The sequence below is a fragment of the Streptomyces sp. NPDC056061 genome (assembly GCF_042266885.1).
Classification (GTDB): domain Bacteria; phylum Actinomycetota; class Actinomycetes; order Streptomycetales; family Streptomycetaceae; genus Streptomyces.
In genome coordinates, this window is record NZ_JBHJWQ010000003.1 from 407,304 (window position 1) to 420,208 (window position 12,905).

The 12,905-nt window shown below is 69.7% G+C and carries 11 protein-coding genes and 2 tRNA genes; 7 read left to right on the plus strand and 6 right to left on the minus strand.

What is annotated here, in order from left to right; all coding sequences use genetic code 11:
• Positions 1 to 15: 15 nt before the first annotated feature.
• The 4 genes from ACFC79_RS07860 to ACFC79_RS07875 form a co-directional block, all read right to left on the minus strand.
• Positions 16 to 1,152, minus strand: a complete 1,137-nt coding sequence (locus tag ACFC79_RS07860) for an ABC transporter ATP-binding protein (protein WP_376236572.1) — start codon at positions 1,150 to 1,152, stop codon at positions 16 to 18.
• Between the two features lie 333 nt (positions 1,153 to 1,485).
• Positions 1,486 to 1,558 (minus strand) — tRNA-Gly (locus tag ACFC79_RS07865).
• Positions 1,559 to 1,655: 97 nt separating this feature from the next.
• Positions 1,656 to 1,727 (minus strand) — tRNA-Gly (locus ACFC79_RS07870).
• Between the two features lie 327 nt (positions 1,728 to 2,054).
• Complete coding sequence (locus tag ACFC79_RS07875; protein WP_376236575.1) at positions 2,055 to 2,390, minus strand: Lsr2 family protein; 336 nt, start codon at positions 2,388 to 2,390, stop codon at positions 2,055 to 2,057.
• Positions 2,391 to 2,771: 381 nt separating this feature from the next.
• Here ACFC79_RS07875 and purS point away from each other — a divergent pair, with 381 nt between their 5' ends.
• The 7 genes from purS to purM all read left to right on the plus strand — a co-directional run bounded on the left by purS (position 2,772) and on the right by purM (position 11,070).
• Complete coding sequence (purS, locus tag ACFC79_RS07880) at positions 2,772 to 3,032, plus strand: phosphoribosylformylglycinamidine synthase subunit PurS (RefSeq protein WP_311311191.1); 261 nt, start codon at positions 2,772 to 2,774, stop codon at positions 3,030 to 3,032.
• Entirely contained in the window at positions 3,029 to 3,709 is a 681-nt protein-coding gene (gene purQ / locus ACFC79_RS07885; protein ID WP_376236577.1) for a phosphoribosylformylglycinamidine synthase subunit PurQ, read from the plus strand. The genes purS and purQ overlap by 4 nt, the downstream gene beginning before the upstream one ends.
• On the plus strand, positions 3,706 to 5,955 hold the full coding sequence (gene purL, locus ACFC79_RS07890) for a phosphoribosylformylglycinamidine synthase subunit PurL (RefSeq protein ID WP_376236580.1): 2,250 nt from the start codon (positions 3,706 to 3,708) through the stop codon (positions 5,953 to 5,955). The genes purQ and purL overlap by 4 nt, the downstream gene beginning before the upstream one ends.
• Before the next feature lie 233 nt (positions 5,956 to 6,188).
• Positions 6,189 to 6,827: a TetR/AcrR family transcriptional regulator gene (locus tag ACFC79_RS07895; RefSeq protein WP_376236582.1), complete on the plus strand. Its 639-nt coding sequence runs from the start codon at positions 6,189 to 6,191 to the stop codon at positions 6,825 to 6,827.
• Between the two features lie 170 nt (positions 6,828 to 6,997).
• On the plus strand, positions 6,998 to 7,798 hold the full coding sequence (locus tag ACFC79_RS07900) for a sterol carrier family protein (RefSeq protein WP_376236585.1): 801 nt from the start codon (positions 6,998 to 7,000) through the stop codon (positions 7,796 to 7,798).
• Between the two features lie 623 nt (positions 7,799 to 8,421).
• Positions 8,422 to 9,948, plus strand: coding sequence for an amidophosphoribosyltransferase (gene purF, locus ACFC79_RS07905; RefSeq protein WP_376236587.1), 1,527 nt, complete (start codon positions 8,422 to 8,424; stop codon positions 9,946 to 9,948).
• A 48-nt stretch (positions 9,949 to 9,996) separates the two neighbouring features.
• The gene (gene purM, locus ACFC79_RS07910) at positions 9,997 to 11,070 is read left to right on the plus strand and encodes a phosphoribosylformylglycinamidine cyclo-ligase (RefSeq protein ID WP_376236590.1); all 1,074 of its coding nucleotides are present in this window, start codon (positions 9,997 to 9,999) and stop codon (positions 11,068 to 11,070) included.
• A gap of 185 nt (positions 11,071 to 11,255) precedes the next feature.
• On the opposite strand, the gene ACFC79_RS07915 is transcribed toward purM, so the two are convergent.
• Both ACFC79_RS07915 and ACFC79_RS07920 read right to left on the minus strand, forming a co-directional pair.
• The gene (locus ACFC79_RS07915) at positions 11,256 to 11,510 is read right to left on the minus strand and encodes a DUF3073 domain-containing protein (protein ID WP_376236592.1); all 255 of its coding nucleotides are present in this window, start codon (positions 11,508 to 11,510) and stop codon (positions 11,256 to 11,258) included.
• A 312-nt stretch (positions 11,511 to 11,822) separates the two neighbouring features.
• Complete coding sequence (locus tag ACFC79_RS07920) at positions 11,823 to 12,905, minus strand: Leu/Phe/Val dehydrogenase (RefSeq protein WP_376236594.1); 1,083 nt, start codon at positions 12,903 to 12,905, stop codon at positions 11,823 to 11,825.

Sequence of the window (12,905 nt, forward strand, 5' to 3'; positions counted from 1 at the left end):
TCGTGGTGGTGCGGGTCATGCGGCGGCCGCCTTTCGACTCTCCGGTTCCGATGCGCTCTGCGCGATGTCGAGAAACGCTTCTTCGAGTGAGGCGGACCGGGCATCGAGCCCGTGCAGTTCCACGTTCGACTCCCGTGCCCAGGCCAGCAGTTCGGTCAGCGATTCCTGAAGTCGGTGGGTGCGGATCTCGACCCCGTCCCCCTCGGCCGCGGCCCGCAGCCGCAGTGGGAGCCGGGCCGCCGGTATCCCCTCGGGCAGCCTGAAGCGGATACGGGCGGGACGGGCCGCCGTCACCTCTGCGGGGGTGCCTGCCGTCACGATCCGTCCGCGGTGCATGATCGCCAGCCGGTCCGCGAGTGCTTCGGCCTCCTCCAGGTAGTGCGTGGTGAGCAGGACGGTGGTGCCCTTGTCCCGCAGCTCCCGCACCAGCGTCCAGGTGTCGCGCCGTCCTTCGGCGTCGAGCCCGGTGGTGGGCTCGTCCAGGAACAGCACCTCGGGACGGCCGAGCAGGGCAAGTGCCAGGTCGAGGCGGCGCCGTTCGCCGCCGGAGAGCTGTTTGACCCGCACACGCGACCGGTGGGAGAGCCCGACGAGCTCCAGCGCCTCACCGGTCGGCCGGGCGCCGCTGGTGCAGCCCGCCCACATCCGCAGGGTCTCGGTGACCGTGAGCTCGGACGGGAAGCCGCCCTCCTGGAGCATCACCCCGATCCGCGGCCGGACGGCGGAACGCATGCGGTACGGATCACGACCGAGCACCCGTACGGTGCCGCCGTCGGGCGGGGCCAGCCCCTCCAGGAGTTCGACGGTGGACGTCTTTCCGGCACCGTTCGTGCCGAGCAGGGCGAAGAGCTCACCGCGTGCGACCGAGAACGAGACGCCGGCGACGGCCTCGAACCCGCCTGCATAGCGCCGCCTCACCCCGTTCGCCTCGATGACGGAATCGCTCGCGGAATCGCCGACGGTCGCCCCGGCGGACACGGACACGGACGCGGAGGTGGAGGTGGACGCGGACGCGGACGCGGAGGTGGAGGTGGAGGTGGACGCGGTTGCGGTTGCGGGGGCGCAGGCGGGTGCCGGGCCCGCCGCCGATCCGGTTGTGATGTCTGCCACGGCGCCGCCCGTGCGGTCGCCGGGAATGTCGTCGCTGGTCATGCCCACAGACTTCCGCCGGTCTGCCACCTGGGACAGTGCGCGCTGTCACTACTGCTCATGACAAACGTCATGGCGCGAGTCGACCGAACCAGCCGCTCGAAGAGGACAGCCGACGAAGAGGACAGCCGCTCGAAGTGGACAGCCGACGAAGAGGACAGCCGACCGAAGGGAACGGCCACCGAAGCGAACAACCGACGACCGGAACAGTCGGCAGTCGGCCGGAAAGACATTCGGCCCAAGAGACTGGCGGAAGACATCCGGCCCAAGAGAAAAGACCCATGCGTACGACGAAGGCCCTGACCGATATCGGTCAGGGCCTTCATTCCCATCAAGAGCGGACGACGAGATTCGAACTCGCGACCCTCACCTTGGCAAGGTGATGCTCTACCAACTGAGCCACGTCCGCATTACTGCCGTCGATTGTACTCCTGTTGAGGAGTGCTTTCGAACGACGCGAGCACTACTCTACCCGACCGTTGCAATGATCGGTAAGAGTGATGCAGAGCGGGTGACAGGAATTGCACACTGCGCCTTCCCCCTGGAAGGGGGATGTTCTACTACTGAACTACACCCGCACGCTGCTTGGGGTTTGGCTTTGCGGCCTTGCCCTTCGGCGTGCTCCAGACTTTAGCCGACCTGCGGGGGTGCAGCGCAAGTCGGTGGCCTCCGGGTGTCGTCCCGGGGGCTCGGGCGTGGCCGTCGGTGCCCGTCCGTACTGCACTCGTACTGCACTCCTGCTGCGCTCGTACCGTGCCCGCGCCCCGCAGGCCGGTCGGTCCCCGCCCGCACCCGGTCGCGGGGCATTCGGCGTCGGCACTGCTCGGTGGATCGCCCTGCGAGCCCCCGGCGGGCCGTTGAACTGCCCGTTCGGCCGGCCGGTTCAACAGGCTGCGCGGAACGCCTCAACGGGCCGCGCGGAACGCCTCGTAGACCTTCTTCGGGATGCGGCCGCGGGCCGGCACCTCCATCCGGTGCGACCGTGCCCAGGCGCGTACGGCCGCCGGGTCGGGTTCGAGCGAGGTGTGCCGGTACGCCGTGGGCGTCCTGCCGCGCTTGCCGTGATTTGCCTGCTTTCGGCCCGCCGACATGTACGGCGCCAGGGCCTTGCGCAGTTTCTTTGCATTGGACGCATTGAGGTCGATCTCGTAAGACTTCCCGTCCAGGGCGAAGGCGACCGTTTCCGTCGCCGCTCCTCCGTCGATGTCGTCGGAGAGCGTGACCACTACGCGCTGAGCCACGGATATCGATCCTTTCCTACGGCATCGGCGCGTCTGACATGCTCCGATGCCGGCCTTCCGGCTGTGAGCGCGGATGCGAGTCGACCGGTGTCGACGGTTTAGGGGCAATGCTGCATTCCCTGGTAATCATTTGTACAGCGGTCGGTACCGCATTGTGAAGCCCGGCCAATTGTCTCCGCGTGTCAGCCTTCTATGTGCACCTTCGGTGATGAATCTTTTCGCAGATTTTTCCCGGAGGTGCGCCGAGTCCGATATCTCGCCGTGATCCGGGCGATTGATATCTACTCGCGTAGAATTTCGGGCCAGGTACGCTGAGGGAAGCTGCGGAGGTCAGGGGAGCCCTCCGGAGAACCAGTCGCACCACACCACACGGGAGTGCCAGTGGCACGCGTCGTAGTCGACGTCATGCTCAAGCCCGAGATCCTCGACCCGCAGGGACAGGCGGTGCAGCGCGCACTGCCCCGTCTCGGCTTCGAGGGAATCGCGGACGTACGTCAGGGAAAGCGTTTCGAGCTGGAGGTCGAGGGGCCGGTCGACGACGCCGCCCTCGCCCGCATTCACGAGATGGCCGAGACTTTCCTCGCCAACACCGTCATCGAGGACTTCACCGTGAAGGTGGAGAAGGCCGAGGAGTCGAAGTGACTGCTCGTATCGGAGTCGTCACCTTTCCCGGCACGCTCGACGACCAGGACAGCCTGCGGGCCGTACGCGTCGCCGGGGCCGAACCCGTGCCGCTGTGGCACCGCGACAAGGACCTGCACCAGGTCGACGCGGTCATTCTGGCGGGCGGCTTCTCCTACGGCGACTATCTGCGGGCCGGTGCCATCTCCCGCTTCTCGCCGGTCATGGAGACGATCATCGACCAGGCCCGCGCGGGGATGCCGGTCCTCGGCATCTGCAACGGCTTCCAGATCCTGACCGAGGCGCATCTGCTACCCGGCGCGATGCTGCGCAACAATCACCTGCACTTCATCTGCCGCGACCAGAAGCTCCGGGTCGAGAACGCGGAGACCGCCTGGACCTCGGACTACTCCGCGGGCCAGGAGATCTCCGTACCGCTCAAGAACATGGACGGGCGGTACGTCGCCGACGAGCGCGTGCTCGACGAGCTGGAGGCGGAGGGCCGCGTCGCCTTCCGCTACCTGGACATGAACCCGAACGGCTCGCTCCGCGACATCGCCGGCATCACCAACGCCGCGGGCAACGTCGTCGGTCTGATGCCGCACCCGGAGCACGCCGTCGAGCCGCTGATCGGAACCGGGCGCACCGACGGTCTCGGTTTCTTCACCTCGATCATCAAGAAGCTGGTCAACGCATGAGCCTGGATACGGTCAAGCACGCGGCCGAGACCCCGGACGTCGAGCAGCCCTGGAAGGAGCTCGGCCTGAAGGAGGACGAGTACGCCCGGATCCGCGAGATCCTGGGCCGCCGTCCCACCGGCGCCGAGCTCGCCATGTACTCCGTGATGTGGTCCGAGCACTGCTCCTACAAGAGCAGCAAGGTCCACCTCAAGCAGTTCGGCGAGAAGGTCCCCGCCAACGACGCGATGCTCGTCGGCATCGGCGAGAACGCCGGTGTGGTCGACGTCGGCCAGGGCTACGCGGTCACCTTCAAGGTCGAGTCGCACAACCACCCCTCGTACATCGAGCCCTACCAGGGCGCGGCCACCGGCGTCGGCGGCATCGTCCGCGACATCCTCGCCATGGGTGCCCGCCCGGTCGCCGTCGTCGACCCGCTGCGGTTCGGTGCGGTTGACCACCCCGACACCAAGCGTGTCCTGCCGGGCGTCGTCGCGGGTATCGGCGGCTACGGCAACTGCCTGGGCCTGCCGAACATCGGCGGCGAGGTCGTCTTCGACGCCTGCTACCAGGGCAACCCGCTGGTCAACGCCGGCTGCATCGGCGTGATGAAGCACGAGGACATCCACCTCGCCAAGGCATCCGGCCCCGGCAACAAGGTGATCCTCTACGGCGCCCGCACCGGCGGCGACGGCATCGGCGGCGTCTCGGTGCTGGCCTCGGAGACCTTCGAGTCGACGGGGCCGGCCAAGCGCCCCGCCGTCCAGGTCGGCGACCCGTTCCAGGAGAAGCTCCTCATCGAGTGCACCCTGGAGATCTTCAAGGAGAAGCTCGTCGCGGGCATCCAGGACCTCGGCGGTGCCGGGCTCTCCTGCGCCACCTCCGAGCTGGCCTCCGCCGGTTCCGGCGGCATGCGCGTCGAACTGGACACCGTGCCGCTGCGCGACTCCTCCCTCTCGCCCGAGGAAATCCTCATGAGCGAGTCGCAGGAGCGCATGTGCGCCATCGTCGAGCCGCAGCACGTCGACCGCTTCCTGGAGATCTGCGAGAAGTGGGACGTCATCGCCACCGTCATCGGTGAGGTGACCGAGGGGTCCCAGCTGGAGATCTTCTGGCACGGCGAGCAGATCGTGGACGTGCCGCCGCGGTCCGTCGCCCACGAGGGTCCGACGTACCACCGCCCGTTCGCCCGCCCGTCGTGGCAGGACGCGCTCCAGGCCGACGACGCCGGGAAGCTGGCCCGCCCGGCGAACGGTGCCGAGCTGCGCGAGCAGGTCCTCAAGCTGGTCTCCTCCCCGAACCAGGCGTCGAAGTCCTGGATCACGGACCAGTACGACCGGTTCGTGCAGGGCAACACCGTCCTGGCGATGCCCGAGGACGCCGGCATGGTCCGGATCGACGAGGAGTCGAACCTGGGCGTGGCCATGGCGACCGACGGCAACGGCCGGTACGCGAAGCTCGACCCGTACACCGGCGCGCAGCTCGCGCTGGCGGAGGCGTACCGCAACGTCGCCGCCACCGGCGCCAAGCCGCTCGCGATCTCGGACTGTCTGAACTTCGGCTCGCCCGAGGACCCGGACGTCATGTGGCAGTTCGCCGAGGCGACCCGTGGTCTGGCGGACGGCTGCCTGGAGCTGGGCACCCCGGTCACCGGCGGCAATGTGTCGCTGTACAACCAGACCGGCGAGACGGCGATCCACCCGACCCCGGTCGTGGCGGTGCTCGGTGTGATCGACGACGTCACCCGGCGCACGCCGGTCGCCTTCGCGCAGGAGGGCCAGCTTCTCTACCTGCTGGGCGAGACGCGCGAGGAGTTCGGCGGTTCGGCGTGGTCCGAGGTCGTCCACGGCCACCTCGGCGGGTTGCCGCCCCAGGTCGACCTGGGGCGCGAGAAGCTGCTCGGCGAGATCTTGATCTCGGCCTCCCGCGACGGCATGATCGACGCCGCGCACGACCTCTCCGACGGCGGTCTGATCCAGGCGGTCACCGAGTCCTGCCTGCGCGGCGGGAAGGGCGCCCGGCTGGTCGTGCCGGACGGGCTGGACGCGTTCACCTTCCTCTTCTCCGAGTCGGCGGGGCGCGCGGTCGTCTCCGTTCCGCGCAGCGAGGAGCTCCGCTTCAACGACATGTGCGGGGCGCGGGGTCTGCCCGTCGCCCGGATCGGTGTCGTGGACGGCGAGGAGATCGAGGTCCAGGGCGAGTTCGGCGTCCCGCTGAGCGAACTGCGGGCCGCGCACGAGGAGACCATTCCGGGCCTGCTCGGCTGACGCGCCGGTGCCGGAACGGGCACCGGTTCCGTGTGGTGCGGTCCCGACCGGTACGCCGGGCGGGACCGCGCTCGCGTTCCCGCCCGACGGGACCGCGCTCGCGTTCCCATCGGGCGGGCGCACGGGGGCCGGTGCCGCGGTCGACTGCGGGGGCGCGGCAAGGCGACACAGAGGAACATTTACTGGGTAAAAATTACATCCAGGATTAATGTTCATCCTGGTACAGTGTCGCCATGACCGAGGGGATGAGCCTGCGCGAACGGAAGAAGGCACAGACGCGGAGGCGCCTGGTGGCCGCGGCCACCGAGCTCTTTTCCGAGCGCGGCTTCGACAAGGTCTCGGTCGCCGAGATCGCCGAGGCGGCCGAGGTCTCGAAGATGACGGTCTTCAACTACTTCGCGAGCAAAGAGGACCTGGTCCTCGCCCCCATGGAGGAGCACATCGGCGATGCCGCCCGGGTGGTGCGGGAGCGGGCCCCCGGCGAGTCCGCCTCCGCCGCCGTGCGCCGCCAGTTCCTGGCCGCCGTCGAGGCGCACGACCCTTCCGTGGGACTGAGCGACGCGCCCATGGTGCTGGCGCTGCGCAGGCTGATCCAGGAAACCCCGTCGCTGCTCATCCGGGCTCAGGCGCTCGCCCTGCGTTCCCTCGGGCTGCTCGCCCAAGTCCTGATCGAGGAGGGGGAGGAGCCGCCGGTCGCCCGGATCGCGGCAGCCCAGCTGATCGCCACCCGCAACAGCCTGATCGCCGCGAACCAGGACCGATTGCTGGCGGGCGAGTCGGCGGAGGCGGTGGCGCCGGACGCCGCCGCGCTCGCCGAACGCGGTTTCGGCCTGCTCGACCAGGGGCTCGGCGCCTTCGCCATCCGGTCCTGAGCCGCGAGCGCGCCCCGCGCACTCGCCCTCCCGGGCGCCCCCGGACCCACCCGCCGTCCCCGAGGGAGCGGGACACGGCCACGCGTGTGTACGGTCGCCGCGCCGCCGGCCCTCATGGGCACCCCGTGGGCGTCGCCGACCCTCGTGGCCGAGGTCGTAGGCTCCCGGGCATGCCGCCGTCCCGCAAACGCGCCCGCCACTACGACCCGGCCCGGACCTGCACCGCCGTCCTGGCCCAGTTCGCCCACGTCCACGCAGCCGTCCGCGCCCTGACGCCGGAGCAACTCGCGCTGCCGACCCGTCTCGGGGACTGGACCGTGCGCGAGCTGGCCGTCCATCTCGCCATGGCGATGTCCCACGTCAACCGTGGCCTGGAGCTGCCCGAACCGTCCCCGGCCGAGCTCGGGCCGCCCCTCCTTCAATGGCCGTTCTCCACCGCGGACCGGGCGTCCGGCATCGATGCCGACACCAGGGCGTCGGCCGCCGACCACACGGACCTCGACGCGCTGTACGAGGAGGTCGCCGCACGGTTCCGGGAGTCGGTCCCGGACGTCCCCGGGGACCGGTTGCTGCCCATCCGCGTCGGTGCCATGCGACTGGCGGACGTCCTGGTCACCCGGGCCGTCGAACTCGTCGTGCACACCGACGACCTGAACGAGGCGACCGGAGCCGCCGTTCCGTACGACCGTCAGGCGCTCGCCGCCTGCACCCGGCTGCTCGCCGACGCCCTCGCGGAGAAGGCCCCCGGCGGATCGGTCGAGGTGCGCGTCCCGCCGTTCGCGGTCGTCCAGTGCGTCCAGGGGCCCAAGCACACCCGCGGTACACCGCCCAATGTCGTGGAGACCGACCCGCTCACCTGGATCCGGCTCGCCACCGGGCGCACGGAGTGGGCGCGGGCGCTCGACGAGGCGAAGGTCGCCGCCAGTGGCGAGCGCGCCGACCTGGCCCCCCTGCTGCCCCTGATGCGCTGAGCGCACGCCCCCGCCGACCACACGGCACCCACCGTCCGCACCTCCCGTGGTCCGCACCCCCCGTGGTCCGCAGGACCACCCGGCTGCCGCACGTCCCTTGCCGTCCCACGCCCCCGCCGACCACGCGCCCCCGCCGACCACGCGCCCCCGCCGACCGCGGGCCCTCCGCCGGAACCTGTCGATCACCCGCGGCAGTCCGCCGGGCGCGCTGTCGCAGGTCCCGAGAAGCCTCATACCGGGCCTCCCCGGTGTGAGGCTCGCCACGAAACGGCTGTTCGGCACGGGCCTGGGCCGGGACGGTGAACGGTTTACCGAGCGCCACCGTCCGGCCCGTCCGTCCCGGTGAGACGAATGGCCGGAATCGTTCGATCCTCGGCCTGCCGATCCGGGCCGCCGCCGCCTCGCGCCCGTCCCGTTCCCCGTTCCGCGACCGTTCCGTGATCGCGCCGTAACCGTTCCGTTGCTGTTTCGCGGGGCGGCGGAGTCGGGCCGATAAGCGGAATTCATCACTCCATGCAACTGCCGAAAGTGGCCCCCGAGTTGCCTCCGGGAGCGCTTCCACGGTGTCCCGGCGCGCGATCCCGAATTCGGACCAGTGGTCGACCTCGCCTACACTCGGTTGCGTGCCCCGTGGTGATGGACGACTCAACCACGACCTGCTCCCCGGAGAGAAAGGCCCCCAGGACGCTTGCGGCGTCTTCGGCGTCTGGGCTCCGGGTGAAGAGGTCGCCAAGCTCACCTATTTCGGACTGTATGCCCTGCAGCACCGTGGACAGGAGTCCGCGGGCATCGCAGTGAGCAACGGGTCCCAGATCCTGGTCTTCAAGGACATGGGACTGGTCTCGCAGGTCTTCGACGAAACGTCTCTGGGATCCCTCCAGGGCCATATCGCGGTCGGTCATGCCCGCTACTCGACCACCGGTGCCTCGGTGTGGGAGAACGCGCAGCCGACATTCCGTGCCACCGCGCACGGCTCGATCGCCCTGGGTCACAACGGCAACCTGGTCAATACGGCCCAGCTCGCCGAGATGGTCGCCGACCTGCCCCGCAAGGACGGCCGGGCCACCCAGGTCGCCGCGACGAACGACACCGATCTGGTGACCGCGCTGCTCGCCGGCCAGACCGACGACGACGGCGAACCGCTCACCATCGAGCAGGCCGCCGCGAAGGTGCTCCCCGACGTGAAGGGGGCCTTCTCCCTCGTCTTCATGGACGAGCACACCCTCTACGCCGCCCGTGACCCGCAGGGCATCCGCCCGCTGGTGCTCGGCCGCCTGGAGCGCGGCTGGGTGGTGGCCTCGGAGTCCGCCGCCCTCGACATCTGCGGTGCCAGCTTCGTCCGGGAGATCGAGCCGGGCGAGATGGTCGCCATCGACGAGAACGGACTGCGCACCTCGCGGTTCGCGGAAGCGAAGCCCAAGGGCTGCGTCTTCGAGTACGTCTACCTGGCCCGCCCCGACACCGACATCGCCGGGCGCAACGTCTACCTCTCCCGGGTGGAGATGGGCCGCAGGCTGGCCGCCGAGGCGCCCGTCGAGGCCGACCTGGTGATAGCGACGCCGGAGTCCGGCACCCCCGCCGCCATCGGCTACGCGGAGGCCAGCGGCATTCCGTTCGGCGCCGGACTCGTCAAGAACGCCTACGTCGGACGGACCTTCATCCAGCCGTCGCAGACCATCCGCCAGCTCGGCATCCGCCTCAAGCTGAACCCCCTCAAGGAAGTCATCAAGGGCAAGCGCCTGGTGGTCGTCGACGACTCGATCGTCCGCGGCAACACCCAGCGCGCGCTGGTCCGGATGCTCCGCGAGGCGGGCGCCGCCGAGATCCACATCCGGATCTCGTCGCCGCCGGTGAAGTGGCCCTGCTTCTTCGGCATCGACTTCGCCACCCGCGCCGAGCTGATCGCCAACGGCATGTCGGTCGACGAGATCGGCACCTCGATGGGCGCGGACTCGCTCGCCTACATCTCGCTCGACGCGATGGTGGAGGCGACGACGATCGCCAAGCCGAACCTGTGCCGTGCCTGCTTCGACGGCGAATACCCGATGGAGCTTCCGGACCCGGAGCTGCTCGGCAAGCAACTGCTGGAGACCGAGCTGGCGGCAGGCCCTGCGGCGACCGCCGCGTCCGACGCCCTGCGTCGGCCGTGACGGTCCGGCCCCACCAGCCCCGTATCTCCACACGAAAGATCCCAGGCCATGTCTGAGACAACAGGTGCTTCCTACGCGGCAGCGGGCGTCGACATCGAGGCCGGCGACCGCGCCGTCGAGCTGATGAAGGAGTGGGTGAAGAAGACCCGCCGCCCCGAGGTCGAGGGCCTCGGCGGTCTCGGCGGCTTCGCCGGCCTCTTCGACGCCTCGGCGCTCAAGCGCTACGAGCGGCCGCTGCTCGCCTCCGCCACCGACGGCGTCGGCACCAAGGTCGACCTCGCCCGCAAGATGGGCGTGTACGACACCATCGGCCACGACCTCGTCGGCATGGTCGTCGACGACCTGGTCGTCTGCGGCGCCGAGCCGCTCTTCATGACGGACTACATCTGCGTCGGCAAGGTGCACCCCGAGCGCGTCGCGGCCATCGTCAAGGGCATCGCCGAGGGCTGCGTCCTCGCGGGCTGCGCCCTGGTCGGCGGCGAGACCGCCGAGCACCCGGGCCTGCTGGCCCCGGACGACTTCGACGTCGCGGGCGCCGGTACGGGCGTGGTCGAGGCCGACCGCCTGCTCGGCCCGGAACGCATCCGCAAGGGTGACGTGGTGATCGCCATGGCGTCCTCCGGTCTTCACTCGAACGGGTACTCGCTCGTCCGGCACGTGGTCTTCGACCGGGCCGGCTGGTCGCTCGACCGCCAGATCGAGGAGTTCGGCCGCACGCTGGGCGAGGAGCTCCTGGAGCCCACCAGGATCTACTCGCTGGACTGTCTGGCCCTCACCCGCACGACCGAGGTGCACGGCTTCAGCCATGTCACCGGCGGCGGCCTCGCCAACAACCTGGCCCGGGTCATCCCCGAGGGACTGCACGCCCGGGTCGACCGCTCCACCTGGACCCCCGGCGCGGTCTTCGACCTGGTCGGGAGGACCGGCGGGGTCGAGCGGCTGGAGCTGGAGAAGACGCTGAACATGGGCGTCGGCATGATCGCGGTCGTCCCCGCCGAGTCCGTCGACGCGGCCCTGACGACGCTGGCCGACCGGGGCGTCGAGTCCTGGGTCGCGGGCGAGATCACCGAGCGCGGGGAGCAGGCCTCGGGTGCGGAGCTGGTGGGTGACTACGCACGGTAGTGCGGGAGCGGACGAGCGATCGGGGCTGCCCGGATCGTCTCTTCGCCCCGTCCGCGGGGCGGGGCGAAGAGACGCGTTCCCACCGGAACGCCGAACGGATCGAACGGATCGGAACAGCCCGGATCGGGACAGCACAGAACCCGGTCCGGGACGGGCCCGGACCGGGTTGATGTGTCAGCGCGAGGTCAAGCGCCGCGGCGCTTTGACGCAGGACCGGACTTGCCGTCCTCGTCCTCGTCCTCGTCGTCGTTGTTGTACAGATCCGCGTACCGTGCGTACGGGTCGTCTTCCTCGTCATCGAACGGCTCAGCGTTCGGTGGCTGACTTGAAGACGATGCGCCCAGCTCATTGGCCAGACGCGACAGGTCAGTCCCGCCGGTGCTGTACTTCAGCTGGCGGGCGACCTTTGTCTGCTTGGCCTTTGCCCGGCCGCGCCCCATGGCTCGACCCCCTCGGTGACGGGGCTCGACGGCCCCAGAGTCTTGACACGCGTTCATGTTTCAGGACGGACTCTCATCGGAGAGACCGTGCCCGTAGGGCTTTAACGGTACCTGCTTCCGCGGCCATACGGTACGCCGCCCACATCACACGCCCCGGAAGAGAACCCGCGAGGCGCCCTGTCCTCGCTGGTCAACTGCGATTTTAACCTCTTCTCGGCATACGACCCGCCGACCGGCGTGAGTCTTCTCTCGCCGGTCGGCGGGTCGTATGCCCGTGCGCGGTGAGGGCGCCGGGTGACGCCCCCGCCACGGTCAGCTCCGGCGCGCCTCCGCCATCCGCTGCTCGGCGATCCGGTCGGCCGCGGCCGCGGGCGGAATGCCGTCTGCCTTCGCACGTGCGAATATGGCCAGTGTGGTGTCGAAGATCTTCGACGCCTTGGCCCTGCACCGCTCGAAGTCGAATCCGTGCAGCTCGTCCGCCACCTGGATGACACCGCCCGCGTTCACCACGTAGTCGGGTGCGTACAGGATCGACCGGTCCGAGAGGTCCTTCTCCACCCCGGGGTGCGCGAGCTGGTTGTTGGCAGCTCCACAGACCACCTCGGCGGTGAGCGCGGCCACCGACTCGTCGTTCAGCGCGCCGCCGAGTGCGCACGGTGCGTAGATGTCCAGGCCCTCGGTCCGGATCAGCGCCTCCGTGTCCGCGGCGACGGCGACCTCGGGGTGCTTCTCGGTGACCCGGCGGACCGACTCCTCGCGGACGTCCGTGATCACGACCTCGGCGCCGTCCGAGAGCAGGTGCTCGACCAGGTGGTGGCCGACCTTGCCGACTCCGGCGACCGCTACTTTTCGGCCACGGAGCGTCGGGTCGCCCCACAGGTGCTGCGCGGAGGCCCGCATGCCCTGGAAGACACCGAACGAAGTGAGCACGGAGGAGTCGCCGGCGCCGCCGTTCTCGGGGGAGCGGCCGGTGGTCCAGCGGCATTCGCGGGCGACGACGTCCATGTCGGTGACGTACGTGCCGACATCGCAGGCCGTCACGTAGCGGCCGCCGAGCGAGGCCACGAACCGGCCGTAGGCCAGCAGCAGTTCCTCGGTCTTGATGCGCTCGGGGTCGCCGATGATCACGGCCTTGCCGCCGCCGTGGTCGAGCCCGGCCATGGCGTTCTTGTAGGACATGCCGCGCGACAGGTTCAGCGCGTCCGCGACGGCCTCCTCCTCGGAGGCGTACGGATAGAAGCGGGTGCCGCCGAGGGCCGGGCCCAGGGCGGTGGAGTGGATGGCGATCACGGCCTTGAGGCCGCTGGCACGGTCCTGGCAGAGCACGACTTGCTCGTGGCCCCCCTGATCCGAACGGAACAGGGTGTGCAGGACGCCGTCTGTCACATCGGTCAC

Coding starts and splice junctions, on each gene's coding strand:
- ACFC79_RS07860 (WP_376236572.1), bottom strand. CDS start 1,152: ATGACCAGCGACGACATTCCCGGCGACCGCACGGGCGGCGCCGTGGCA.
- purL (WP_376236580.1), top strand. CDS start 3,706: ATGAGCCTGGATACGGTCAAGCACGCGGCCGAGACCCCGGACGTCGAG.
- ACFC79_RS07895 (WP_376236582.1), top strand. CDS start 6,189: ATGACCGAGGGGATGAGCCTGCGCGAACGGAAGAAGGCACAGACGCGG.
- ACFC79_RS07900 (WP_376236585.1), top strand. CDS start 6,998: ATGCCGCCGTCCCGCAAACGCGCCCGCCACTACGACCCGGCCCGGACC.
- purM (WP_376236590.1), top strand. CDS start 9,997: ATGTCTGAGACAACAGGTGCTTCCTACGCGGCAGCGGGCGTCGACATC.
- ACFC79_RS07915 (WP_376236592.1), bottom strand. CDS start 11,510: ATGGGGCGCGGCCGGGCAAAGGCCAAGCAGACAAAGGTCGCCCGCCAG.